Origin of the sequence: Pseudomonas sp. EL_65y_Pfl2_R96, from assembly GCF_963970905.1 — a bacterium.
In the GTDB taxonomy this organism is placed as follows: domain Bacteria; phylum Pseudomonadota; class Gammaproteobacteria; order Pseudomonadales; family Pseudomonadaceae; genus Aquipseudomonas.
This window is the reverse complement of sequence record NZ_CAXAQH010000017.1, coordinates 34,581-57,972: the sequence shown is the minus strand read 5'-3', so window position 1 is coordinate 57,972 and position 23,392 is coordinate 34,581. Positions and strand designations below refer to the sequence as shown.

Here is a 23,392-nt window from a genome sequence, read left to right as displayed (position 1 = left end):
GCAATGGATCAGCGACGTCTGAGCACAATTGCCCAGACGTGTCGGGGCTCAGGACTCGAGTTGTCGACCACGGGTTTCCGGCAGGCTTAACGCGGCCAGAATCACCACGCCGTAGGCACCGGCAGCGAAGATGCCGATCCCCGTACCCATCGGCAGCCTGTCGCTCAACAATCCAATGAACAACGGGAACAGCGCCGCGATGGAGCGCCCGGCGTTATAGCAAAAGCCCTGACCCGAACCGCGCATGCGGGTCGGAAACAACTCGGTCAGAAAAGCGCCCATACCGGCAAAAATGCCCGAGGCGAAAAAACCCAACGGAAAGCCCAGCCAGAGCATCCAGGTGTTGTCGATGGGCAGTTGGGTGTAGGCCAGAACGATCGCCATGGAGCCGACGGCAAACAGGATGAAGTTCTTCTTGCGGCCGATGGCATCGGTCAGCAATGCACTGGTCACATAGCCGATGTAGGAGCCGACGATCACCATCGCCAGATAGCCGCCAGTGCCGAGCACGCTCAGGCCGCGCTCGGTTTTCAGGTAAGTCGGCAACCACGTGGTGATCGCGTAATAACCACCCAGCGCGCCCGTGGTCAGCAACGAAGCGCGCAAGGTGGTACTGAGCATCCGAGGCGCGAAGATTTCGAAGAAGGACCAACGCGAATCCTTCTCCGGCTTGGCCTTGCGCTCAATGCAGGCCTGCTCGAAGGTGTCCGACTCCTTGACCAGTCGGCGAACCACCAATACAAACAGCGCTGGCACCAACCCGATCATGAACAACGCCCGCCAGGCCTCTTCCGGTGGCAGAAAACTGAATAACCCGGCATAGAGCAAGGCCGTAAGCCCCCACCCCAGCGCCCATCCGGCCTGCACCATGCCCACTGCCTTGCCGCGATCCTGGGAGCGAATCACCTCGCCGATCAGCACCGCACCCGCTGTCCATTCACCTCCGAATCCAAACCCCATCAAGGTCCGGGCCACCAGCAGTTGCTCGTAGTTCTGTGCCAGTCCGCAGAGGAAGGTGAAGAAGGCGAACCACAGCACCGTCAGTTGCAAGGTGCGCACCCGGCCGATGCGGTCGGACAGTATTCCGGCGATCCAGCCACCCGCCGCCGAGGCCAGCAGCGTGCAGGTGCCGATCATCCCGGCATCGCCCTTTGAGATGCCCCAAGTGGCGATGAGGGTAGGAATGACGAAACTCAGCATCTGGGTGTCCATGCCATCCAGGGCATAGCCGATCTTGCAACTCCAGAAGGTACGCTTTTCATTTTTCGACAGGGGGCCGTACCAACTGAACGGGCCGGTGCGGCCCGAACCTGAAAGCACGTGGTCAGTCATGGTCTTTTCCATGGGGGTTCCTGCGGCAGCAAGCGAAGATGACGGACACGCCTCATTATTTTTTTGTGAAGGCGTTGTCGTGGGGGGCAGACGCAGTGGCTGCGTCGTGGAGTGGATTCTTCGCGCCAAGGCCAAACGGCGTCAAACGGGAAAAAAACGAGGTTATACATAAGAAAATTTGATACCCCCGGCGACGAACTCTGGAGTAACAATTGCAGTGCGCCGACCATGGTTTTCTGTGGAAAACCGTGCCCCCTCTCCACGAGCGCCACGAGAACCGCCATGAACCTCAAATTCCTCGAAACCTTCGTCTGGGTCGCCCGCCTGCAAAGCTTCAGCCTCACCGCCGAGAAAATGTTCAGCACTCAGGCCGCTATCTCCAGCCGGATTGCCTCGCTGGAAGAAGAGTTGGGCCTGCGTTTGTTCGTGCGCGATTCGCGCGGGGTGTCGCTGACGCTCGAAGGTCTCAAGGTGCTCGACTACGCCGAGCAGATGCTTGAGGTCCAGAGAGCGTTGAAACACTCGCTGGACAACACCAATCCGCAACAGGGCCTGGTGCGCATCGGCGTGATGGATACGGTGATCCACACCTGGCTCAGCCCGTTGATGTCGACCTTGATGCAGACCTTCCCCGCCGTGGAAATCGAGATCACGGCCGACGCTGCACGCAATCTGTGCGAGCAACTGCAAAAGGGCTATCTGGACATCGTTTTCCAGACGGACCTGATCCGCCACGAAAGTGTGCGCAACCTCGAACTGGCGCACTATCCCATGCACTGGATTGCCGCCAGCAATTCGATCTATGCCCGCCCCTATGCCTCACTGGCCGACATGGCCAGTGAGCGCATCATCACCTTCGTTAAAAACTCCCGGCCGCATCAGGACGTACTCAACCTGCTGCACGCCCATGGCATCAGTACGCCACGGGTCAGTTGTGTCAACTCGGTGTCGGCCATGACCCGGCTGATTCGTGACGGCTTCGGTATTGGTGCCTTGCCGGCCGCGCTGGTGGCCAAGCCCTTGGCCAGCGGCGAGCTGATTCAGCTGGAACCGGGCACCCGCTTGCCGCAACTGGATGTCGTGGCTTCGTGGCGCACCGGAGTCGGTCTGGAATTGATCGAGAGCATCGTCGACATGAGCCGCCAAGTGGTCTCCCAATATGCGGCGGATGTCGGCCCGCTTCGAATGGTTCCGGCACCCGGTCTCAATGGCCGACAGTCTCTTGAATAACTTTTAGTTGTCCGGGGGTAACAACATTCCTTGTTGGACGCCAGCGCCTCGGTTTCTTAAAAAGAACCCACGAACCTGTGGAGATGCCGTGATGAATCAGTCAGCCCTGTCCTTTGAACAATTACAGCAGCGCGCCCCTCAGGCCCTGCGCCAACACATCGCCGCCGGACACTATCAGGGCCACACCAGCGGCCTGGCCCAGGGCCGGGTGCAAGCCAACATCGTGATTCTGCCCAACGATTGGGCGAATGAGTTCCTCCGGTATTGCACCCTCAATCGGCAGGCCTGCCCGTTGCTCGACGTTACCGAGCCTGGGGATCCGTTTTTTCGCAACCTCGGCACCGCCATCGATATTCGCCATGATGTGCCCCGATACAGGGTCTATCGCCTTGGGGAACTGAGTGAAGAACCGCTGGATATCGAGCATCTTTGGCAGGACGACCTGGTGGCCTTCGCCATCGGCTGCTCGTTTTCCTTCGAACAACCCCTGCTGGATGCCGGCATTGCCCTCAAGCACATCGATCTGGGGCGCAATGTCGCCATGTACCAGACGAACATAGACACCCGCCCTACCGCTCGCCTGAGCGGCAAACTGGTGGTGAGCATGCGGCCGATGAAAGCCGCCGCCGCGATTCAGGCGATTCAGATCACCGCACGCATGCCCAACGTCCACGGCGCCCCCGTGCACATCGGTGACCCATCGCTGATCGGCATCCACTCGCTGGACGCACCGGATTACGGTGATGCCGTGCCAGTCGAAGCCGACGAAATCCCGGTGTTCTGGGCCTGTGGCGTGACGCCTCAATCGGTAGTACAAGCCTCGCGCCCGCCCTTGTGCATCACTCATGCTCCGGGCTGCATGCTGGTAACGGATTTGTGGAATAGCGCTTTGTAAATGCGCGCAGGCTCAAGTTGAGCGGCCAACAGCGTCCCGTTCAACTACAGCTTCGACCTTTGCACGCGTCTCCTTTCAAGGAACGCCTTGATCCAGGTTGGTCTTGCTCCTGTGAATAAAGCGCCAACCCATCAACAGAGTGGCAACCGTCAACGCCGTGATCAACCCCAGCCATACACCCTGTGGCCCCCAGCCCAGGCCAAACCCCAAACTGACACCCAGCGGCAGCCCGATCCCCCAGTAGGAAAATATCGCCAGCATCATGGGCACGCGGGTATCTTGCAAACCGCGTAACGCCCCTGCCGAAAGCATCTGCAAACCATCGGGAAATTGCAGTGCGGCGGCGTACAAAAGCAGTGTCGAGGCCAACGCCGTCACGGCCAGGTCCCGACTGTAAAGACCGGCTATCGCTTCGTGTCCCAACAGTAGCGCCAAGGTCGACAACGTTTGAGTGAATGCGACCAGAACATACCCCGCCCATGCAGCTCGCCTTACTCCATGCCGATCACCACGACCCAAGGCATGACCGACACGCACGGTGGTTGCTTCCGCTACGGCAACCGGGATCATGAAACACAACTGCGCCACATTGATCGCTATCTGATGTGCAGCCAGGGAAGCCGCGCCCAGGCGCCCGATAAGCAAGGAGGTGACAATGAACAGGCTGCCCTGCATCAGAATCGAGATTCCGATCGGCAGCCCAACTCTCAGCAAATCGCCGATAGCGACCCGATTCGGCAGCTCGAAGCAAGCGAACAATTGCAAATGTGCCATGCGGGGCGTTCGCCAAAGATAGAGCGCAAAAACCAGCGCCTGCAGCCACATCATAATCGCCGAAGCGATACCCAGCCCCTGTGCACCGAGTTCTGGAAAGCCCAGCTTGCCGTTGGTCAAGACATAGCCCAACGGAGCCAGCACCAGCAGGCCACCAAACCCGAAGAGCATGGTAGGCCGCATCCAGTGCATGCCCTCGCATAGATAACGCATGCAAAAGAACACTGTCAGCGCCGGGCTGCCCCAGCGGACCGCATGCAAAAATGCCTGTGCCCCCGGAATGATCTCCTCTGCAATGCCCGCAACGCCAAGCAACGTCGGTACTACGCTGAGGAATACGAACATGATCAAGCCAAGTCCAAGCGCCAGCCAGATTGCCTGGCGAAATACGGGGCCGACCTGCTCGTATTGACCGGCCCCGTGCAAACGGGCCACGTAAGCAGTCAAGGCGATCAACGTGCCAATCGGCACCAGCATCGGCAACCACAACAACGCAGTGCCGACGGTGACCGCTGCCAGCGTATCGGTTCCATGTTGGCCGGCAATGATGTTATCCACGAAGGCAATCAATCCGGTCGACACATGCCCCATCACCAACGGCAGAACCAGAACAGCGGTGGAGCGGGTTTCCTGAACGAACGAACGTGGCGGCAAATCGTGAGACATCGGAGGGATATCCTTGGGATTAGAAAGATTTTCTGCAGATCCGGCGACTGCCAGAGTGCAGATCGGCAAGCCCATCTTTATCCCAAAAAATCTGCTCCCTGGCAGTCAGACATTTCTGTTTTTTACTATTTCGCTGTAGGAAATTTGTATCGATTGCAGCTATTCCCGAAGTGTCACAAGACGGGCAGCCTTGGAAACGTACGAACCGGCATACAGGCAGGAACGCCGCTCAATGACCGGCCATGTTGATGAGATATGCAGCATGAATTGCACAGAATTACTTGCAGCACTACACATAGCCCACTGTTTCATACAGCGTCCGGGCGTCATGCCAATGTTTACGTCGCCTCCCCCCGTTTTTTTCAGAAACAACCCCGTAGTTGACTGAAAGTTTTGTTTGAAGCATGGCGCTTTGCTTCGGTTGAACTACCTTTCAAGCAAGAAGAAGTCATAACAGTTTGAATTTCCACATTAGGTTCAGCGATCAGATAGCGGATTGGCAAAAGGAGTTACCTCACTATGGTCCTGACAAGCGTTTTCCGGCTCTGTGCGCAGATTGCCGGTTGCTTTTTAGGGGAGTCAGGTCGGCGAACAGTGCCGTCCTTAGCTGCTATTGCCGTCGAGGCGAGGCTATCGCTCTGCTCGGCAAGCCAGGCATCTGGATCACTAAAAACCGTTTTAGCGAAGGTCGCTCGCTGTGCAGTCAGGCCAGCGTATTGGACCCGCTTGTGCGTAGCACCAAAGAATGTTGCCGGGGCCATGAATCCATTGCTCTGGCGGGGTAGAGGGCCGATCCAGGCCCCGTGTAGTGATCCGAGGCAACTCAGTTAGCCTCAAAGATGGCCTATTCAGCGAGGATGCACTTAATGAGCTATCGTACCGTGCCCGCTTTCAAGCGAGTTATCCATGGCCTGTTCTGGATAGGCCTCAGCGTGGATGCGGCTCAGGCCGCGCCGGCAAATTGTTCGCAAATGGACAGTTTGCCGACAACGTTCGAGGTCGGTCAGGGGCTTCAGAATGAACTGCGCACCCCTGTTCCAGTGACGCAGCTGGCGGTGGGCGACCCGAAAATTGCCGACGTGCAACCCAGCGGCAACAACACCAACGCCTTCATACTCACCGGTCTGACACCGGGAGCCACCAGCCTGATGGTCTGGACCGCCTGTTCGAAAACGCCGCGCCAAAGCATGGTGTTCGTCAAGGGCCGGGCCACTGCGGCGCTGACCAGCGTGTCGACGGGGCCTTCCGAAGACCCGCTGCTGCCAAGCCAGGTGCAGACCGATATCCGCTTCGTTGAAGTCAGCCGGACCAAACTCAAGGAAGCCTCAGCGTCTATTTTCGGCACTCGCGGCAACTTCCTGTTCGGCTCGCCGAGAACCTTGCCCACCATCGGCGGCATTGTCACGCCGTCGGTACCGGTGGACAACGGCACGTTCAACCTCAATTTTGCGACGGGCAATACCCTGGTGGCGATCAACGCGCTGGAAGGCAGCGGTTTCGCCTATACCCTGGCGCGGCCAAGCCTGGTGGCGCTCAGCGGGCAGAGTGCGAGCTTCCTGGCCGGCGGTGAAGTACCGATTCCGGTGCCCAGTTCAGGCAGCGATAACGTGTCCATCGAGTACAAGGAATTCGGTATCCGCCTGACCCTGACGCCGACCATCGTCGGGAAAAACCGTATCGCGCTGAAGGTGGCGCCGGAAGTCAGTGAACTGGACTTCACCAACGCGGTGAGCATCGCCGGCACCATAGTCCCGGCGCTGACCATACGCCGTACCGACACCAGCATCTCCCTGGCCGACGGCGAAAGCTTCGTCATCAGCGGCCTGATCAGCACCCGCAACAATTCCCAGGTGAACAAGTTTCCAGGGCTGGGCGATATCCCGATTCTGGGCGCGTTCTTCCGTGATAACTCCATCAACCGTGAAGAGCGCGAACTGCTGATGATCGTCACCCCGCATCTGGTCCAGCCCTTGGCTGCCAACGCACAACTACCGTCATTGCCTGGCGAGCAGCTGCGTAATTACGACCCGAACTTCTACCGTATGTTCTTCCTCGAAAATGGCGATTTCGACAGTCGCACCGGGCTCTCGCAATGAGCCGGAGCCAGACTCTGAACCGGGCTTTCGCCCTCACTCTTAACGGTGACCTTGAGCGCTTGCCGGGCCAGCTTTATTGCCATTGGCCAGGCGTTCAAGGTGTTGTAGCCAGAGGACACTCGATGAAAGCAGTCATTGCAATAGCAACAACATTAATGCTCGCAGGTTGTGCCACCAATGGCCTGTCTTCGCGACCGGTTAGCTGTGCCAAGCCCGCTTCGGAGCAAGAATTGGCCCTGAACCTGGCCGACAACATGGCCAACGAGGGCCGTTTGTATGCCAGCCTGGCGAATCTGGAAGGGTTGCCCGATGACCTGGTCCAGGTTCGCCTGCGCAAGGCTCGGGTGCTGCGTTTGATGGGGCGTAACGATGCGGGGCCGTTGTATCAAAGCTTGCTCGGCACCTGTCTGGCCGCTGAAGGGGAACATGGCCTGGGCCAGTTGGCTGCGGCCAAAAATGATAACGCCACCGCGGCCACTCACCTTGAGCGAGCGGTGAAGATGTCCCCCACCGACGACAAGATGCGCAATGACCTGGGGGTCGTCTACCTCAATCAGCGACGGATCCCTGAGGCACGCTTCGAGTTCATGACGGCCATGGAGCTCAAGCAGGCGGATTCACTGGCAGCACTCAATATGGTGACGCTGCTGATCTATCAGGATAACTGGAAGGCGGCTGCCGAACTCGCGAACCGCGCCAGCTTGAGCCCCCAACAAGTCGCAGAGGCTCAAAACCGCGCGGAAAAACTCAAGGCCTCTGCCAAAAAAGCGGTGGCTTCGGAGGGGAATCGCAAGACTGAGGCAGTCGTCGATGCCTCAGCCGGCGCTGCGATCAAGTAGAACGTACGAGGAGTCGAGATGAATACCAAAAGGCTGTTGATTGTGTGCATGGCTTGCCTGTCCACCAGTGCCTGGGCTATTGAGCCGGGTCCCTCCTCGGCGCCGCAAAAAGGCACCGAACAGTGGATGCAGCTACAGATTCGTGGTGTGGTTGCCTCCCCTATACTGCAAACCGCTTCGGCCACCGAACGTGACCTGGCCATGCAGCGTTGGCTGAACAGCTTCCTACACCCGATTCCAGAGTTTTTTGATCAGGATGTAGGCGGCGACGCCACCAGCAGCAGCAACTAAGATACGTCAATGGGTGATCAGCCTCTGGCGTAGTCCAGAGTGGCCTGGCTAATAAGCCAGGCTTAATCATGCGTGCAGAAAAATACAAATCAGTACGAGGTGAAGCAGGCGATGGGAGTAAATGACCCTCCGCTCGCCTGCTCCACCTCGTACTGATGCAGTACAGCCATCCCGTTCAATAGCAAATCATGCCTGCTCACTTCCCGAACGTCTTGAGTACTCCGATCATGGCGGGGCCTATGGCTATCAAAAAGAAGCTCGGCCACAGACAGAAAATCAGCGGGAATATAAGTTTGGTACCAATTTTCGCCCCCGCCTCTTCGGCGGCCTGCGTACGCCGGTCACGGAACTCATCGGCATAGATGCGCAGAGTATCGGCCACGCTGGTACCAAAGCGGATGCTCTGCGCCAACAGACTGACTAACCCTTGGACGTCATCCAGACCGGTGCGCACAGCCAGTTGTTTGAGCGCTTCGGTACTGGAAATACCCGCACGGATTTGCGCATTGACCAGGGCCAGCTCTTCAGCCAGTTCAACCTGACTGACCGACATCTCTTCAGCCACCCGCTCGATCGTAAGGGGCAAGGCCAGGCCCGACTCCACGCAGACCACCATCAGGTCCAGGGCATCCGGAAAGGCCGCACGCAGTCTGCCCTGTCTAGCCTGCTTGCGTTTTCCAACATACAGCGCGGGTGCCAGCCAACCGACAGCAGCAGCCGCTAACACTAGCAACAACCCCGTAATCAGAGAAAGTTTGGGGATTATCGGCAACACCAATAGCGCAAGGCCTACCAATATCAATGGCAGCAGCAAACGCACCGCCCAGTACATTTGAACAGCCGATTGTGAGCGATAACCAGCGTGCGTCAACAGGGTTTGGGTGGCAGACGTTTGAGCCCCATCAGTCGAGCCAAAGCGTTGGCCGACCCGTTCCAGCAATAATTGCAGATTACCCGGTACGTCCTGCCCGGCTGTACTCCCTGAATGACCGCGTTTGATCAGCGCCAGACGACGCTGTACGGGGTCCTGCAGCCCCAACAGCAGTAGCACCACGGTAACGATCGCGAGCACTGCACTCAGACTCATCGCACCGACAAACAACAGGCGCGCCATCTCCTCATTGCCTGTCACTCGATTGAACAACCCCAGCAAATAGTCCATGACCTGCACCTCCACATGGTGAATAAGGCTTAAACCTGTATCCGGATGATTTTGCGAATCCAGAAAATCCCGATCAACATGGAACCAAAAGCCCCGAATATAAGCTTATGGCCGATCGGGTCATTGAGCAGCAGCGGCAAATAGTTAGGGCTGGTGAACACGATCACTGCCGCCAGCACGAAGGGAATGGCCACCAGTATCCAGGCCGACATCCGCCCTTCGGCCGACAGGGTCTTGACCTTGCGCTGGAAGCGAAAGCGCCCGCGGATCAGGCGACTCAGACGCTCCAGCACTTCGGTCAGATTACCGCCGGTCTCGCGATGAATAAGGATCGAGGTCACCAGCATCATCACCGTCATGCTCGGCATCCTCTCCAGCAGGCCGAGCATGGCCCGACGCACATCGTTGCCATAGTTGATATCGGCAAAGGTCAGGCCGAACTCATGGGCAACTGGCCCTTTGTGTTCCTCGGCGACCAGGCGCAGGGTTTCATTGAACGGGTGCCCGGCGCGCAGGGCACGGCACATGGCATCCAGTGCATCCGGCAGGCCTTCCTCAAACTCGGCGAAACGTTTGCCACGGTCACGAGAAATTTTCAGCAGGGGTACCCAGAACACTACGAAGCCCACCAGCAGCGCCATCCACCAGACCGACGAAATCATCCAGATCGAGATGCCCGCACAGGCACCCAGGAACAGCCCGAGCACTATCACCCGATAGGCACGATATTCATGGCCAGCCTGCTCGATCATCTGTGTCAGGTTCGCCATAAAGGGCAACTGCTCGAGCATGGCCTCCAATGGCGACAAGCGCGTCAGGTATTTCTGCCGCAACACCGTCTGCATGTTGGGCAAATTGTTGGCTTTCTCCAGCACATGCAAGCGGCCGCGAATGCGCTTGCGCATCTTGCCGGCCTCGCCGAACACCGGCACCACCACGCCCTGGGACAGGAGGAATACGGCAATGAACACCATGCCGAGGAACATCAGAATGAATTCACTGGGAATGTGGTTCATGGCTGCCGTGCCTCCATCCATTCAGGCCTGAACATATTAAGCGGCAATTCGATGCCGCGTTTGGCCAGTACATCGCGGAAGGCCGGGATCATGCCGCTGGGACGATAATCACCGAGCACCTCGCCGTTTTCGCCCATACCTTGGCGCGCAAAGGAGAAAATTTCGGTCATGGTGATGATCTCGCCTTCCATGCCGTTGATTTCCTGCACGCTGACCAGCCGGCGCTTGCCGTCCTCCTGACGTTCCAGCTGGATCACCACATCAATGGCCGAAGCGATCTGCTGCCGCATGGCCTTGATCGGGAAGGTTGCCCCGGTCATCGACACCATGTTCTCGATTCGCCCCAACGCATCGCGTGCGGTGTTGGCGTGGATGGTGGTCAACGAGCCATCGTGGCCGGTGTTCATGGCGGTCAGCATGTCCAGCGCCTCGGCGCCGCGCACTTCGCCGATCACAATGCGGTCCGGGCGCATCCGCAGGCTGTTGCGCACCAACTCCCGCTGACTCACCTCGCCACGCCCCTCGATATTCGAAGGCCGGGTTTCCAGACGTACTACATGAGGTTGCTGCAGTTGCAGTTCGGCCGAGTCTTCGATGGTGACGATCCGCTCGTTTTGCGGAATGAAACTGGACAGCACATTGAGCATGGTGGTCTTGCCGCTGCCGGTACCGCCGGAAATCAGCACGTTCAAGCGCCCCCGGACAATCGCCTTGAGCAGCAGGGCAATGGCCGGGGTTAACGTCCCCACCTGGATCAGGCTGTCGGTATTGAGCAGGTCCACCGCAAAGCGGCGAATCGACATGCTCGGGCCGTCGATGGCCAGCGGCGGGATAATCGCGTTGACCCGCGAACCGTCCTTGAGCCGCGCGTCCACCAATGGTGAGGACTCGTCGATACGCCGACCCAGGCTGGACACGATGCGGTCGATGATGTTGAGCAAATGCTGATCATCGCGAAAGCGCACATCGGTACGTTGCAGCTTGCCGAAGCGCTCGACATAAACCGAGGCATGGCCGTTGACCAGAATGTCGGACACGCTGTGATCGGCCAGCAACGGTTCCAGGGGACCCAAGCCAAGTACTTCGTCAGTGATCTGCTTGATGATCAACTGGCGGCTGGTAGTACTCACCGGCGCCGAATGCTCATCGAGCAGGCGCTGGCAAATATCGCGAATCTGCCGCGCGGCCTCGGCCTGTTCAAGGGAGTCCAGCAAGGACAGGTCCATGACCTTGAGCAACTGCTGGTAGATCTTTTCCCGCCATTCGGCCTCCACCGGGGTGACCTGGCTTCTGGTTTCGTAAAGAACGTCCGGTACCGCACGTTCCCACGCCATTATTTCCTCTGCCGGGTCCAGCAGGTCGTCGCCCAACTGGGCAGTCGACGATGAGGCGGGTTTACCGGACTGTTTGCGCAAGCGGTTACGAAAGTCGCTGATCATGGGTCATCCCCCGAAAAAACGGTTGAAGGCGCGTTTGAGTAAGCCTTTGTTCCCGGCCACCTGTTGACCGACCAGGTCCTCGGTCATGTCGCGCAGTGCGGCAGTGATCGCTGCCCTCGGCGCATGCAGCCCCAACGGCACGCCAGTGTTCTGACTCTGGCTGACCAGGTTGAAGTCGTTGGGTAATTTCGACAGATTGGTGCAACGCAGTGCCTCACCGATATCTTTGAGGCTGATCGCTCCCGCCTTGTCATAGCGGTTGACCACAATCTGCAATTGATCCCCGCGCACGCCCAGGTCATCGCGAAGAATCCGCACCAGGGCGCTGGCATCGCGCAGATGGCTGACGCTCTGTTGCACCACCACGTACACCCGATCCACCTGTTCCAGCACGGAGCCGGTGAGGTGGTCGATTTGCCGCGGCAGGTCGATCACCACCCAGTCATAACTGGCGCGGGCCAACTTCAACAGGGCGTCAAGTTGTTCGGGTTGGGCATCCTGCGGCAGACACAGCTCACCGGCCCGACCACCCAGCACATGCAAGGTGGGGCTGAAGTGACTGCAAAAACCGCGTAGCGCGACACTGTCCATGCCGTCGATCTGGTGCAACACCTCCAGATGGCTGTGCGACTGCGCCACATCCAGATAATGCGTCACGCTGCCAAATTGCAGGTCCATGTCCAGCAACAGGGTACTGCCGCCCTTGGCACTGAGCTGCTGGGCCAGGTTGCAGGCCACCAGGGTTCCGCCGGAGCCGCCCTTGGCGCTCATCACGGCGATCAATTTGCCTTCTGCTCCGCTGCCGATCCGAACCTCCATGACCAGCCGATTCAAGGCGGCGACCAGTTCTGTCTCGGCAATGGGTTCGGGCAATACGTCACGGGCGCCGGCCTGCATCGCCATTCTCATGCCTTCCTGATCGCTCAGCAGGCCGCAGACCAACATCGGCGGACGCTCATGGGCTGGGTGCAGCAACAGCGCCGCCAACTCCTCACGCCACAGGTGGCTGACGCGTAACAGCAACAGATCGGGCATGCGGTCCAGACCGTAGAGCGGGTCGACATGCCCGTTACTCACCAGGCGAGTGCTCACCTCCAGGCAAGGCATGCGTTGGCAGACGCTCTGCAGATCGCGCAAAGAGGTGGCATCACGGCTGCTGATCAGCAACCGGAGCCCGGCTTTGCCAGTCGAACTGGACACCGGCGTTTCCTTCATATTCAGCATGGTGTGATCTCCCCGGAATCGGAATGACGCCCGAGGCTTTCGCGTGGCAAGGTTGCCCTGAATGTGGGCAGGGTAATGGGCACGCCAATCCCGGGAATAAACAGATTGAAAACGAAGTTTTGCAGACTCAACCGGACGTAGCGGATGGCACGAAAGCCGTTGACCCCACTCGTGTCGGAGGGGTTGGCCACCTGAGCACCGTTTACGTCCAGATAGGTCAACGTCAAGTTGGTGGTGGCCAGATTGCTGATGATCTGGCTCGTACCGGCGTCGGTCGCGGCATTGAAGATCGCACGCCGCAACACCACCGGATCGCTGATATTGCATACAGACGCCAGGCGCGCACCACGGCGCACGGCTTCATCCAGCGCATTGATCGTGAAGTACAGGCGACCCACTTCCAACGCGCCGAACAACAGCGTGAACATCAGTACGCCAATGATGGCGAACTCCACCACATAGGTGCCGCGCATGCGTTTGCGATTCATCACAGTGCCCTCATAACAGTAGTGGCGACCAGCGGAATGCTCAGCGCGATCGGATTACCGAAAAAGCCGGGGAGCGATCCGGCGCAATTTCCACCGCCAATCACTGGGCAGAACGTATAAGTGATGGTGACCCGCACATGGTCGGTGCCTACGGCGGCAACGACCACGTTGTTGGCCGTCAGTCCTGACAACACCGCAGCTCCGCTCTGGCTGGGCACACCGTAGACCGCAACGTTTTTCGTCTGGGTCTGCAGCGTATTGCTCAGGGAGATGGCGCCGAGCGTCGAGTCCCAGGCCTGGCTGGCGACGAAACGGTCGGCATCACGACTGGCCTGTAGCAGGACGTTGTACTGATAGAGCATGCGGCCGAACTCACCGAAGGCCAGCAACAGCAACAGCAACACCGGCAGGGCGAGGGTGAACTCCACCATGGCCAGGCCTTGCTGGCGCCGCGGATGTTTAAACGTGTGAAGTCTCATGACGCCTCCTATGAGTCAGTGCTCGGAGTGCCGCTGCCGTTGAGATAGGTTTTGTAGAGCTGAATGATCTGCGGGCCGACATCGCTCGTCGGATTAGGACCGGGCACGTTGTCGCCTTCGCACTCTTTCACGAACTGGCCGAAGATCTGCGCTTCCGTGCCGCCATTACTCATTGGTTGCACCACGAAATAGCAACCAAAACCCAGGACGGGGACCGAGGTGGTACCGCCCTGTTTACCGGTGCAGTTGCCCACCACGATTTTCAGCATCCGGCGCTCGAACACCCCACCGCTCTGGCAACCACTGCCGCCTGCCACACACGCGGCAGTGCTCGCACGCCAGTCGTTGTAGTCAAGTATCGCGTTGCTGCCCGCGGTGAGATTGCCGTTGCTCGATGTGACGGGCTGCCCCTTGTACTTCGTTGGCGGGGTAACTGAGGCGTCGTAAGTGATCGCGGGGGTGCTGGACGTGGTCACCAGGTCTGGCGGATAGTCCGAGGCACTGACCGGGCCGTTGTAGATGCCGAAGCGCGTATTCAGGCCTTGAGAGGTAGGGCCGACCTTGTTGCCAGGGGCGGTCTGCACGTTGTCTCCCACATTGCGGCAGACCGAGCCGCCTCCGGCCAGGTCATCCCTGACCGTACTGCCGCCCGAGCCAAAATCGAGCAACTGGAAGTTGCCAGGGCCAATGGGAGAGGAATTGCCGGCAGCCGTCTTCAATACCTGCAAATCACCAAACTGAAAACCCCAGAACATGCCGGCGGCCGGGTCGTATTTAGTCGGGTCGCCGCAGACCATTAAAGGTGCAAGATCACAGGGGCTGGTAGGGCTCGGGCCTGCGGTGGCGATCGCCGACACCGCTTTGTTCCCCAGGCCGCTAGTGCCGAAGGTCTGAACGAAGTTCCAGAAAAATCCCGTCAGGCTATAGGTTGGTACCGATACCCGAACGTATTTGGCATTCGCCGGCCCAGGATAGGCGAACGGGCCATAGACGCTGCTTGCCAGTTCCACCACCGCAAATGTGCCTGCGTTGCCACCGATAGCCGTGGCCAATTCGCTATTACCCGTGGCATTGGCATTTTGCGTCAGCGTATTGAGTGCGGCAGTGCGTGTTACGCTGGCAATGTTGACACCACCTTCCACCTGAAGCAGGGTTTTGGCACCACTCAGAGCGGCGGCGTCTACAGCGTTTTGCAGGCGGGTCTTGTTCAACAACATGTGACTCACGTCGAGCGCCAAACCCGCCATCACTAAAATCGCCGCCAACGCGATTACCATCAACACGCTCACCGATCCTTCCTGGCGCCTTGGCGTCGCAGTGAACGGCTGCCGAATACGAAGATTCATCATCAAGCCCTCATTTGCCGATACTGATCCGGATCGGCTCCGCCAATATCTTGGTGCCCAGGCACCCTTACCGTCGTGTCAACGTTTGACTACACTGGTTTGGGTCCCGCGGATAATGGTGACAACCCCACCAACCTCGCCATTGCCGCGGCGCACCACGCGTTTTGGCGCTGGGGCAGCAGCCAACGCCATGACCGGTGCGGCAGGCGCAACGGGCGCGATTTTTTTCTCGGCGTTCAGCGGATTGCGCAGGGTCAGTTGCAATTTCCCTTCCGTTTGCGCCGTGACCAGGGTTTCAGCCTCTGCGGTCGTCATCTCCAGCGTCACTGCGCGCACCACCACCGGCTGGGTCTTGTCGGTACCTGCGGTCTGGTCCACTGCCAACACCCGCAAGTTCTCGAGGATGGTCTTGGACACGGCGTTGTTGCCTGTGCCATCTGTGCGTTTGGTTGCCAGTACATCGACCCGGTTACCCGGTAACAGGAACCCGCCCACGCCGACTACATCGTCCACGCGTACCGATATGGCACGTTTGTCTGTCGCAATCAAAGAAGCCAGGGTACTGCCCCCCAAATGCTCACTCAGACGCGCGCCGCGCATGATGTCGCCCTTCAGGATGTCGAACGTTGCGATCTTGCCCACTGCCTTCTCGCTGGAGTCGAAAGCATCGTCCGGTATCGTGTCTATGGGCATGCGCATAGTCGTGACTTGTTGAGCCTCGACCATCTGCCCGAATGGAATCTCGACCGTGGCGACTACCACGCTTCGAAGGTGATCATCCGGGCTGGCATTGAGCCGGGCGCTCAGCCAGGAGTCGGCCATCCATGCAGCACCAAGGCCCATGACCAGGGAAACGCCTACCAGGGTAAGAGTACGAGAGCTCATGTCAGTATCTCCGTATCAAAGAAAGTCGAGCTGGACGAAGTAGTTGTGCCAGGCCCATTCCAACTCTTGCGGTGACAGTGGTCCGGAACCACCCATATAACGCTGGCGATCGAGCGCCATGTTCAGGAGATCGCGGGGATGGCAAGGCACCAGGGGCATGCCTTCACTTGCATAAAGCCTTTGCAGCACATAACGCAGTAGCAGCGGGTCAAAAGGAATGCCCTGGCGCTCGCTTTCCTGACGCCAGATCTTTTCGTACTCCTCAGGCTTCAGGTAACCGAACTGCAGCTTGTAGCCAATCCGGCGGAGGAAGGCCTCATCGGCCAGTTCCAGGGGGTTGAGGTTGGTGGAGAACACCAGAATCAGATCGAACGGCAGCTCGCAATGCCGACCACCGCCCAGATTAAGGAAGTCGCGCTTCTCTTCCATCGGTACGATCCAGCGGTTCAACAGCTCGGCGGGTGCCATGCGCTGGCGTCCCATGTCGTCGATGATGAACAGGCCATTGCTGGCCTTGAGCTGCAAGGCGGCCTGGTACTGACGGGTGAAGGGGTCATAGCGAACGTCCAGCTGTTCCATGCTCAGCTCGCCACCCGTAATAACGATCGGGCGTTTGCAGCACAGCAGTCGACGGTCGATCCCTTCGTTGAGCATCAGGTTGTTCTGTTGACTGCTTTCATCGAGCCGCTGATGTACCTGCGGATCGTAGATCTCGATCACCGATTCGTTGATGACGATGGCATGAGGTACCCAGATGGCCTCGGCGAACAGACGAATCAGCCGACTGCTGACATACGTCTTGCCGGTACCCGCAGGGCCATAAATCATGATTGCCCGTCCGGAGTTCAGCGCCACGCCCAACTGATCGAGCATCCCTTCGGCAAGTACCACGCCAGCAAGGGCGTTGTGCATATCGTTGGAGTTGATGCGACCATGGTGAATGGTCTGGATTTTGATCAAGGAACGGTAAGAACTCACCGGGAAGGGTGCCGCGCCGATGTAGCCACTGCGCGACAAGGCATCTCGGGCGGCACTGCGACCGCGCTCGGTCAGGCCATAACGCAACATCTGCCCACTCGTCGTTTGCGGCCCCATCTGGCCCAGCACTTCGACACGACCATCCTTGCGCAAGAACGCCAGGACTTCTTCAAGTACAGCGCCGGTCAGTGCCAGGCGCTCCACCAGCCGCGGCATGTCCAGCACGCCGGCGTCATACAAATGCTTGCACACCAACTCACCGAGAAAACTGTCTGACAGACCAGTTTCGCGAATACTGCACGGCTGAGGAGCCAGTCGTTGCACCGCTTCTCGATCACTGGGGTAGGCATCACTATCGACGATGACGTGCATGACTAACCTCCAAATCCACCGGCAACGAGTTGCCAGTAGACGCTGTTCAACGTCCCGAGCAGGATCGCAACCGTATAAGGAAAGGGCTTACCGGCCACCTCGTCCGAGCTCGGGGCCATATAGGACCGCGCCCGAAGCATCAACCGATAACGTCCCAGGGTCTGCAATAATTGACCGCGCATCAGCACGATCAGGAAACCGCACAAGCCTCCCCATAGCAGACTGAAGAACACAGCCCACAAGGCGTAATGGGGGGGTAGGAAACTGCCAACCATGGCCATCAGCTTGACGTCGCCTGCCGCCATGCCACCCAGGGCATACATAGGCATGAACAGCGCAAAACCGATCAGGAGGCCCATCAGGCCATCCCCCATCCCGTTGATCCCACCTGAATAAGTCTGGCCGGCCAATCCCAAGGCCAGACCTACCAGGATCAGCAGGTTGGGAATGCGGTGGCGACGCAAGTCGCTCACCACCGCCACGCCCAGCAGTCCTATCAGCACAACGGTCGCAACCAGCTGTTCCATGGACATTGCGTATCTCCCTAACAGAGTTGTTGTTATTAGCAAGAACCAGGAACAATGGCGTTACAAATAGCCCTGATTCTGGTATCCACAACCCCGCCGAGAAGCGTGAACGCCCCGACAACAGCTACCGTGATCAACCCACCTGCCACCGCGTACTCCACAATGGTCAGGCCGTCTTCGTCTTTGGCGAACTTCACTACCGAAGCCTTGATTGTTTGCATGATCATTTTGCCCACCTCACTCGAATGTTGTTTTTTCGGAGGCAGTGCGTTCTGCTCTGCCTGGATGCAACACTAGTCAGGGGCAAGGCATAGGCGTTAGGAAGATTTTGCACATCACTAGGACTTTTTTGCGGGGGTGCCAAATACGGGTCATTGGCCTTTGAAGAGATATAAAGAGGGGTAAAACGAGGGGTGGCAGGCAAAGGAGATTGCTATTGATTCACAAGCGACGAGCGGTTGACGCCGCATGTGCCAAACCACGTCAACAAACAGTTGTCCTAGACCGACTTCAGGCAACACATAGAGCAAATAGAACTAACTTTCGACTTTCTTATCAGTATTTAGTCTGCAAAGTGATAGCACCTTAGCAATACTACTCAGCGAAGAGGGGCACGAAGAACCGCAGAGTAGAGACATGACGTCCAATTTGACCAGAAGGCCATCGCTACTGTGGTTCGATCTGACTCACGATCGTTCCACGAAGGAACTCATCGCGCAGTTCGAGGGTACCTGCGACTGCAAATTGACGAAAAACTCCGTGTTGCCCCACGGGGAACAGGCAGACATGATCTGCATCCACTTCGATCGCCCCGACACAGCGGGCTTGAGGTTGTTGCTGGAGATCAAACGCACCACTCCCACCATCCCGATCACCATGTTCACCGTGCAGCACTCCGAAGAATTGGCGGTCTGGGCCATGCGTTCCAGTGTCTGGGAATACATGGTGCTTCCGCTCTCAGGCACTGAGAGAAAGCGTTACCTGACGGCAGTGGTGCAGCTGTGCGAGTTGCGCCGAAACATCAACGGCCAAGGCCAGACATCGCTGATCGATCACTCTCCGACCCTGCCGGACAGCATCCGCCTGACCTCGGGGCACCAAAAACACCAGGCGCTGAGCAATATCATGCTGTACATCGATCAGCACTTTCGGGACAGCATCGATCAGAGGGATTTGGCCAAGCGCTGCGGCATGACGACCTTTCGCTTCAGCCGCCTGTTCAAGGAAGCCAATGGCGTTGGTTTCACCGATTACATCCTGGACAAGCGCATGAACTTCGCCAAGCAACTGCTCGACAACAGCCAAATGCCGATTACCAGTATCGGCTATGAGGCCGGTTTCAAGGATCCTTCCTACTTCGCTCGCGCCTTCAAACAGTTCGTCAACTGCACGCCCAGCGAATACCGTTTGACCTGCCAACTCAGAGCGGTAGCCGCGCAACCGGCGATGGAGGATACAACCGCTGACGTGCTCGAGAGCCTGGTGCAGAGCCTTGGGAATTGAGGCAGTTTTTTACGCGCATAAAAAAACGCCGCTCAAATGAGCGGCGTTTTTTGAATTTGGAGCGGGAAACGAGACTCGAACTCGCGACCCCGACCTTGGCAAGGTCGTGCTCTACCAACTGAGCTATTCCCGCAAATGGCGTCCCCTAGGGGACTCGAACCCCTGTTACCGCCGTGAAAGGGCGGTGTCCTAGGCCACTAGACGAAGGGGACACGCTGCCCGGAACACATGGTGTGTGTTTCGGTGCCCAGATCCGCATCCGAAGATTTGGTTCTGGTTTCACTCAGCTTTGCCCGAAAGCAACGCTGTTTAAAATTGGAGCGGGAAACGAGACTCGAACTCGCGACCCCGACCTTGGCAAGGTCGTGCTCTACCAACTGAGCTATTCCCGCATTGGCGTCCCCTAGGGGACTCGAACCCCTGTTACCGCCGTGAAAGGGCGGTGTCCTAGGCCACTAGACGAAGGGGACACACGTACAACATTCACTCCCTACCGCGTTTCGCTGTGTGCTTTACGCTGTAAGTGGCGCGCATTCTATGGATGGATTGAGGGGTCGTCAACCCCCAGATATAAATTTATTTAAATCAATGACTTCGCCCTGCTTTCGGCAGAGATTCAGGCTTTTCCGTCGCCTGACCTTTGGCGCCTATATTCTGGCATCCGCCGAGACGCTATAGTCCATGCCGAGATGATGGCAATGTGCACATCGCACGCTATTTACTTATAGATGCGGCATTGCGGCCGATATAAGCAGAGCTGTAGCCGTTTCACTCGTCGAGCGGCCCTATGCGCCCAAATGCCAAGCCACTACACTCGACTCGCACGCGAACCCTATAAAGAGGTCTTACCGGTGACACCACTCATGATCACCCTGCTAGTCGTAGCCGGGATCGCACTATTGATCGCCATTGGCTACATGAACCATGTGGTGGAAAACAACAAGCTGGAAAAGGCCCGCACCAAGGTTGAACTCAACGACCGCTTGCGTCGCTGCGGCGAAATCACCGAGACCTTCCCCGGTCAGTTCATGACACCCGCGCTCAAGCTGCTATTGACCCGCCTGGAACTGAACGTCTGCCAGCGCCTGTTCAACCTGGAAAAGTCCAGCGCCACGCTAAAGGCACGGATTGCCGAACTGAGTACCTTGGCCGCCCAGGGCGAATCGATCCCGGTCAACAACCCGCCGGCACCGATCCAGACCGAAGCCAAAGCCAAAGACGTGCGCTTCCTGCTCGAAGCCCTGCATGGCCAGATCACCCGCGCCGCACAGGACGGTTTCCTGCCGCCCAACGAAGCCAAGCGCTGGATCCGCGAAGTGCGCCACATCCTGGTCCTGCTGCACATCGAATTCTTCAACAACCTCGGCCAGCATGCCCTGCAACAGAATCAGCCAGGCCAGGCCCGCCTGGCCTTCGAACGCGGCGCGCAATACCTGCGCAAACAACCGGAGCCTCAGGTTTACAGCGAACAACTCGAATACCTGGAAAAACTCCTGGCCCGCGCCAACGCCCAGGTCATGGACAAGATCGCGCCGGTTGAAGGCGAGGTGAACCAACTGACTGAAGGCCTCAAAGACGTTGAAGCTGATGCCGACTGGAAGAAGAAAGTGATCTACGACTGATCATGCAAATGCTGAAAAGCCGCCGGGTCAGGTTTATGTCTGTCAGTTAAGGAACGAAACCTGTGGGAGCGGGCTTGCTCGCTCCCACATGGATTGCGTTTAACTGACTGGCATCAACCGGATCAGGTGGCTTTTTTTTGCGTTGGGATTGATGGACGGGCGAGTACATCCAGCCGCCAGGATCAATAAGATCACAGCCTTCGGCAGTTTCTACAGCCTGAAATGCCCCACCATCCCCTTCAACTCAACCCCCAACTGCGCCAGCTCATTACTGGAAGCCGCATTCCCCTGCATCGCCAACGAAGACTGATCCGCGCTGGCCCGAATACTGGTGACACTGCGATTGATCTCCTCGGCCACCGAACTCTGCTCCTCGGCCGCCGCCGCAATCTGCTGGTTCATCTGCTGAATCAACGACACCGCCGCCGCAATGCTCCCCAACGCACTCTCGGTCTGCAACGCATCGCTCACCGCCATCTTCACCAACTCGCCACTGCTCTGAATCTGCTGCACCGACGACTGCGCCGCCGAGCGCAAGGCGCTGACCAGCCGTTCGATTTCCTCTGTCGATTGCTGAGTTCGCTTGGCCAGTGCCCTGACCTCATCCGCCACCACCGCAAAGCCCCTGCCCTGCTCACCGGCCCGCGCCGCCTCGATGGCCGCATTGAGCGCCAACAGGTTGGTCTGCTCGGCCACGCTTTTGATCACGCTGAGCACCGTGCCGATGTTCTGGATTTCCGCACTGAGGCTTTCGATGCTGGAGCTGGCCGACGTCGCCGAATCCGCCAGCTGTTCGATCCGCGCCATGCTCTGACGCACCACCTGCTGACCGCTTTCCACCTTGCCGTCGGCGGTCTGCGCCGCCTGGGCGGCCTCCTCCGCGTTGCGTGCAACGTCATGCACCGTGGCCGTCATCTGGTTCATCGCGGTGGCGACCTGCTCGGTTTCTTCCTTCTGGCTGCTGACTTCAAGGTTGGTCTGCTCGGTGACCGCCGACAGCGATTGAGCAGAGCTTGCCAGCTGTTCGATACCCGCCTGCAAACCACTGACGATGCTGCTCAGGCCCGCGCCCATTTGCTGCATGGCTTGCATCAACTGGCCGATCTCGTCCCGACGGGTCACTTCAATCGTCGCGCTCAAATCGCCCGCGGCGATCTGCTGAGCGACCCGGATCACACTGCGCAGCGGTGCGACGATCAACCGGGTAATCACCCACGCGGCAATCAGCCCGACCAGCAAGGCCAGTGCCGAAGAGCCAATGATCAACAGCGAGTTCTTTTTCAGCTCTGCCTGCATCGACCGGTCTTCGGCAACGTAGGCCTGATCCACCCGCTCCACCACATGGGCGGCGCGCTGGTGGAGTTGTTCGGAGACGGTCTTTTCCTGCGCCAACAGGCCGGTGTACTCGGCGAGTTTTTCACTGAAACTGGCAATGTGCCCGGACACTTCATTGAGGACCGTCTGGTAACCCTCATCCTTGACCGTGGTTTTCAGCTGCTCGGCCTGGGTCAACGCCTGGTCGGCCTGCTCGATCTTGCCCTGCCCGGCGCTGTCGTCGCCCTTGCGGCTCTGGTCCAGGCGTACCCGCGCTTCGTTCATGGCCTGCAACATCAGCCGCGAGACCTGGCTGACCTGATTCGCCTGTTCGATGAATTGCCCGCCGTCCTTGCCCTCGGACTCCTTCAAGGCATAGGCGCCATCGTCGGCAAGCCCGGCCTGCAGCACATCCAGATTATTGGCCACGCTGGACACCGACCAACTGGCCATTTCCAGCGCCAGGTCCTTGGCCTGGCTCAGCGAGACGAACTCGTCAAAAGCCTTGCGATAGGCTCCCAGAGACTGTTCGACGTCATTCATGACCGGCACGTTGGCGGAGGACTGAGCCTGGAGCTCGGTCGCCAGAGCGATCAGCGCGTCCACCCCCGCGTGCAGGGCATCCGCGGTTTTCGGGTCACCGCGCAAGGCGTAGTCCTGCTCCAGCAAGCGCACCTTGAGCAAACCGCTGTTGAGCGACGACATCTGCTTGAGCCCGTCGAAGCGATGACTGATGGTTTGCAGGGACCATACGCCAATGGCCGCCACCAGGGCGGTCAACAGCAGCACCAGTACAAACCCGACACCCAGTTTTTTCGCCATACCGAGGTTGGTAAAACGTCCTTGCACGGCCGAAATCATTGCACTTAGTCCCCTGCCATTGTCTGTTGATGCAGATTCGCAATGGGCTTGTG

General features: G+C 58.5%; 21 protein-coding genes, 4 tRNA genes and 1 pseudogene. 7 read left to right on the top strand and 19 right to left on the bottom strand.

The features are described from left to right. Nucleotides 1-48: 48 nt before the first annotated feature. Nucleotides 49-1,332, bottom strand: coding sequence for an MFS transporter (locus tag AACY49_RS17875; protein WP_339525436.1), 1,284 nt, complete (start codon nucleotides 1,330-1,332; stop codon nucleotides 49-51). A gap of 282 nt (nucleotides 1,333-1,614) precedes the next feature. Here AACY49_RS17875 and AACY49_RS17870 point away from each other — a divergent pair, with 282 nt between their 5' ends. Next, complete coding sequence (locus AACY49_RS17870) at nucleotides 1,615-2,562, top strand: LysR family transcriptional regulator (RefSeq protein WP_339525434.1); 948 nt, start codon at nucleotides 1,615-1,617, stop codon at nucleotides 2,560-2,562. 91 nt (nucleotides 2,563-2,653) lie between these two features. Further along, nucleotides 2,654-3,457, top strand: a complete 804-nt coding sequence (locus AACY49_RS17865) for a putative hydro-lyase (RefSeq protein ID WP_339525432.1) — start codon at nucleotides 2,654-2,656, stop codon at nucleotides 3,455-3,457. 75 nt (nucleotides 3,458-3,532) lie between these two features. Here AACY49_RS17865 and AACY49_RS17860 read toward each other — a convergent pair whose 3' ends face one another. After that, complete coding sequence (locus tag AACY49_RS17860) at nucleotides 3,533-4,897, bottom strand: MATE family efflux transporter (protein WP_339525430.1); 1,365 nt, start codon at nucleotides 4,895-4,897, stop codon at nucleotides 3,533-3,535. A gap of 866 nt (nucleotides 4,898-5,763) precedes the next feature. Here AACY49_RS17860 and AACY49_RS17855 point away from each other — a divergent pair. The 3 genes from AACY49_RS17855 (at nucleotide 5,764) to AACY49_RS17845 (ending at nucleotide 8,123) form a co-directional block, all read left to right on the top strand. Then, a complete protein-coding gene (locus AACY49_RS17855) occupies nucleotides 5,764-6,993 on the top strand; it encodes a type II and III secretion system protein family protein (RefSeq protein WP_339525429.1) in 1,230 nt (409 codons plus the stop codon). Nucleotides 6,994-7,115: 122 nt separating this feature from the next. After that, on the top strand, nucleotides 7,116-7,832 hold the full coding sequence (locus AACY49_RS17850; RefSeq protein ID WP_339525428.1) for a tetratricopeptide repeat protein: 717 nt from the start codon (nucleotides 7,116-7,118) through the stop codon (nucleotides 7,830-7,832). Between the two features lie 18 nt (nucleotides 7,833-7,850). Then, nucleotides 7,851-8,123, top strand: coding sequence for a DUF3613 domain-containing protein (locus AACY49_RS17845; RefSeq protein ID WP_339525426.1), 273 nt, complete (start codon nucleotides 7,851-7,853; stop codon nucleotides 8,121-8,123). Nucleotides 8,124-8,319: 196 nt separating this feature from the next. Here the strand turns inward: AACY49_RS17845 and AACY49_RS17840 are convergent, their stop codons facing one another. The 11 genes from AACY49_RS17840 to AACY49_RS17790 all read right to left on the bottom strand — a co-directional run bounded on the left by AACY49_RS17840 (nucleotide 8,320) and on the right by AACY49_RS17790 (nucleotide 18,266). Continuing rightward, nucleotides 8,320-9,285: a type II secretion system F family protein gene (locus AACY49_RS17840; RefSeq protein WP_258699581.1), complete on the bottom strand. Its 966-nt coding sequence runs from the start codon at nucleotides 9,283-9,285 to the stop codon at nucleotides 8,320-8,322. A 29-nt stretch (nucleotides 9,286-9,314) separates the two neighbouring features. Beyond that, nucleotides 9,315-10,301 (bottom strand): type II secretion system F family protein, encoded by a 987-nt coding sequence (locus AACY49_RS17835; protein ID WP_339525424.1) that lies wholly within the window; start codon nucleotides 10,299-10,301, stop codon nucleotides 9,315-9,317. Continuing rightward, complete coding sequence (locus tag AACY49_RS17830; protein ID WP_339525423.1) at nucleotides 10,298-11,740, bottom strand: CpaF family protein; 1,443 nt, start codon at nucleotides 11,738-11,740, stop codon at nucleotides 10,298-10,300. Before AACY49_RS17830 ends, AACY49_RS17835 begins: the two co-directional genes overlap by 4 nt. Before the next feature lie 3 nt (nucleotides 11,741-11,743). After that, a complete protein-coding gene (locus AACY49_RS17825) occupies nucleotides 11,744-12,964 on the bottom strand; it encodes an AAA family ATPase (RefSeq protein WP_339525421.1) in 1,221 nt (406 codons plus the stop codon). Then, the gene (locus AACY49_RS17820; RefSeq protein ID WP_339525419.1) at nucleotides 12,958-13,452 is read right to left on the bottom strand and encodes a TadE/TadG family type IV pilus assembly protein; all 495 of its coding nucleotides are present in this window, start codon (nucleotides 13,450-13,452) and stop codon (nucleotides 12,958-12,960) included. The genes AACY49_RS17825 and AACY49_RS17820 overlap by 7 nt, the downstream gene beginning before the upstream one ends. Beyond that, a complete protein-coding gene (locus tag AACY49_RS17815) occupies nucleotides 13,452-13,931 on the bottom strand; it encodes a TadE/TadG family type IV pilus assembly protein (RefSeq protein ID WP_339525417.1) in 480 nt (159 codons plus the stop codon). The genes AACY49_RS17820 and AACY49_RS17815 overlap by 1 nt, the downstream gene beginning before the upstream one ends. 8 nt (nucleotides 13,932-13,939) lie before the next feature. Continuing rightward, nucleotides 13,940-15,280, bottom strand: a complete 1,341-nt coding sequence (locus AACY49_RS17810; protein WP_258699575.1) for a Tad domain-containing protein — start codon at nucleotides 15,278-15,280, stop codon at nucleotides 13,940-13,942. 75 nt (nucleotides 15,281-15,355) lie between these two features. Further along, nucleotides 15,356-16,162 carry a Flp pilus assembly protein CpaB gene (gene cpaB, locus AACY49_RS17805; RefSeq protein WP_258699574.1) on the bottom strand — a complete coding sequence of 269 codons (807 nt, stop codon included), beginning with the start codon at nucleotides 16,160-16,162 and terminating at the stop codon, nucleotides 15,356-15,358. A 15-nt stretch (nucleotides 16,163-16,177) separates the two neighbouring features. Continuing rightward, nucleotides 16,178-17,512 (bottom strand): AAA family ATPase, encoded by a 1,335-nt coding sequence (locus AACY49_RS17800; protein ID WP_339525413.1) that lies wholly within the window; start codon nucleotides 17,510-17,512, stop codon nucleotides 16,178-16,180. A 2-nt stretch (nucleotides 17,513-17,514) separates the two neighbouring features. Then, nucleotides 17,515-18,045 carry an A24 family peptidase gene (locus AACY49_RS17795; RefSeq protein ID WP_258699572.1) on the bottom strand — a complete coding sequence of 177 codons (531 nt, stop codon included), beginning with the start codon at nucleotides 18,043-18,045 and terminating at the stop codon, nucleotides 17,515-17,517. Between the two features lie 29 nt (nucleotides 18,046-18,074). Continuing rightward, nucleotides 18,075-18,266 (bottom strand): Flp family type IVb pilin, encoded by a 192-nt coding sequence (locus AACY49_RS17790; RefSeq protein ID WP_123723044.1) that lies wholly within the window; start codon nucleotides 18,264-18,266, stop codon nucleotides 18,075-18,077. Nucleotides 18,267-18,675: 409 nt separating this feature from the next. Here AACY49_RS17790 and AACY49_RS17785 point away from each other — a divergent pair, with 409 nt between their 5' ends. Further along, entirely contained in the window at nucleotides 18,676-19,542 is an 867-nt protein-coding gene (locus AACY49_RS17785; RefSeq protein ID WP_258699571.1) for an AraC family transcriptional regulator, read from the top strand. A 57-nt stretch (nucleotides 19,543-19,599) separates the two neighbouring features. On the opposite strand, the gene AACY49_RS17780 is transcribed toward AACY49_RS17785, so the two are convergent. The 4 genes from AACY49_RS17780 to AACY49_RS17765 all read right to left on the bottom strand — a co-directional run bounded on the left by AACY49_RS17780 (nucleotide 19,600) and on the right by AACY49_RS17765 (nucleotide 20,012). Continuing rightward, nucleotides 19,600-19,675 (bottom strand) — tRNA-Gly (locus tag AACY49_RS17780). Between the two features lie 3 nt (nucleotides 19,676-19,678). Beyond that, nucleotides 19,679-19,754 (bottom strand) — tRNA-Glu (locus tag AACY49_RS17775). Nucleotides 19,755-19,858: 104 nt separating this feature from the next. After that, nucleotides 19,859-19,934 (bottom strand) — tRNA-Gly (locus AACY49_RS17770). A gap of 2 nt (nucleotides 19,935-19,936) precedes the next feature. After that, nucleotides 19,937-20,012 (bottom strand) — tRNA-Glu (locus AACY49_RS17765). 393 nt (nucleotides 20,013-20,405) lie between these two features. Here AACY49_RS17765 and AACY49_RS17760 point away from each other — a divergent pair. Further along, on the top strand, nucleotides 20,406-21,164 hold the full coding sequence (locus AACY49_RS17760) for a hypothetical protein (RefSeq protein ID WP_258699570.1): 759 nt from the start codon (nucleotides 20,406-20,408) through the stop codon (nucleotides 21,162-21,164). A 210-nt stretch (nucleotides 21,165-21,374) separates the two neighbouring features. Here the strand turns inward: AACY49_RS17760 and AACY49_RS31900 are convergent, their stop codons facing one another. Next, entirely contained in the window at nucleotides 21,375-22,079 is a 705-nt protein-coding gene (locus tag AACY49_RS31900; RefSeq protein ID WP_408980620.1) for a methyl-accepting chemotaxis protein, read from the bottom strand. A gap of 204 nt (nucleotides 22,080-22,283) precedes the next feature. Beyond that, nucleotides 22,284-23,183, bottom strand: a pseudogene (locus tag AACY49_RS31895) (HAMP domain-containing protein); the annotation flags it as partial. Nucleotides 23,184-23,392: the final 209 nt, after the last annotated feature.

Coding starts and splice junctions, on each gene's coding strand:
- AACY49_RS17875 (WP_339525436.1), bottom strand. CDS start 1,332: ATGACTGACCACGTGCTTTCAGGTTCGGGCCGCACCGGCCCGTTCAGT.
- AACY49_RS17870 (WP_339525434.1), top strand. CDS start 1,615: ATGAACCTCAAATTCCTCGAAACCTTCGTCTGGGTCGCCCGCCTGCAA.
- AACY49_RS17865 (WP_339525432.1), top strand. CDS start 2,654: ATGAATCAGTCAGCCCTGTCCTTTGAACAATTACAGCAGCGCGCCCCT.
- AACY49_RS17860 (WP_339525430.1), bottom strand. CDS start 4,897: ATGTCTCACGATTTGCCGCCACGTTCGTTCGTTCAGGAAACCCGCTCC.
- AACY49_RS17855 (WP_339525429.1), top strand. CDS start 5,764: ATGAGCTATCGTACCGTGCCCGCTTTCAAGCGAGTTATCCATGGCCTG.
- AACY49_RS17850 (WP_339525428.1), top strand. CDS start 7,116: ATGAAAGCAGTCATTGCAATAGCAACAACATTAATGCTCGCAGGTTGT.
- AACY49_RS17845 (WP_339525426.1), top strand. CDS start 7,851: ATGAATACCAAAAGGCTGTTGATTGTGTGCATGGCTTGCCTGTCCACC.
- AACY49_RS17840 (WP_258699581.1), bottom strand. CDS start 9,285: ATGGACTATTTGCTGGGGTTGTTCAATCGAGTGACAGGCAATGAGGAG.
- AACY49_RS17835 (WP_339525424.1), bottom strand. CDS start 10,301: ATGAACCACATTCCCAGTGAATTCATTCTGATGTTCCTCGGCATGGTG.
- AACY49_RS17830 (WP_339525423.1), bottom strand. CDS start 11,740: ATGATCAGCGACTTTCGTAACCGCTTGCGCAAACAGTCCGGTAAACCC.
- AACY49_RS17825 (WP_339525421.1), bottom strand. CDS start 12,964: ATGCTGAATATGAAGGAAACGCCGGTGTCCAGTTCGACTGGCAAAGCC.
- AACY49_RS17820 (WP_339525419.1), bottom strand. CDS start 13,452: ATGAATCGCAAACGCATGCGCGGCACCTATGTGGTGGAGTTCGCCATC.
- AACY49_RS17815 (WP_339525417.1), bottom strand. CDS start 13,931: ATGAGACTTCACACGTTTAAACATCCGCGGCGCCAGCAAGGCCTGGCC.
- AACY49_RS17810 (WP_258699575.1), bottom strand. CDS start 15,280: ATGATGAATCTTCGTATTCGGCAGCCGTTCACTGCGACGCCAAGGCGC.
- cpaB (WP_258699574.1), bottom strand. CDS start 16,162: ATGAGCTCTCGTACTCTTACCCTGGTAGGCGTTTCCCTGGTCATGGGC.
- AACY49_RS17800 (WP_339525413.1), bottom strand. CDS start 17,512: ATGCACGTCATCGTCGATAGTGATGCCTACCCCAGTGATCGAGAAGCG.
- AACY49_RS17795 (WP_258699572.1), bottom strand. CDS start 18,045: ATGTCCATGGAACAGCTGGTTGCGACCGTTGTGCTGATAGGACTGCTG.
- AACY49_RS17790 (WP_123723044.1), bottom strand. CDS start 18,266: ATGATCATGCAAACAATCAAGGCTTCGGTAGTGAAGTTCGCCAAAGAC.
- AACY49_RS17785 (WP_258699571.1), top strand. CDS start 18,676: ATGACGTCCAATTTGACCAGAAGGCCATCGCTACTGTGGTTCGATCTG.
- AACY49_RS17760 (WP_258699570.1), top strand. CDS start 20,406: ATGATCACCCTGCTAGTCGTAGCCGGGATCGCACTATTGATCGCCATT.
- AACY49_RS31900 (WP_408980620.1), bottom strand. CDS start 22,079: ATGACGGCCACGGTGCATGACGTTGCACGCAACGCGGAGGAGGCCGCC.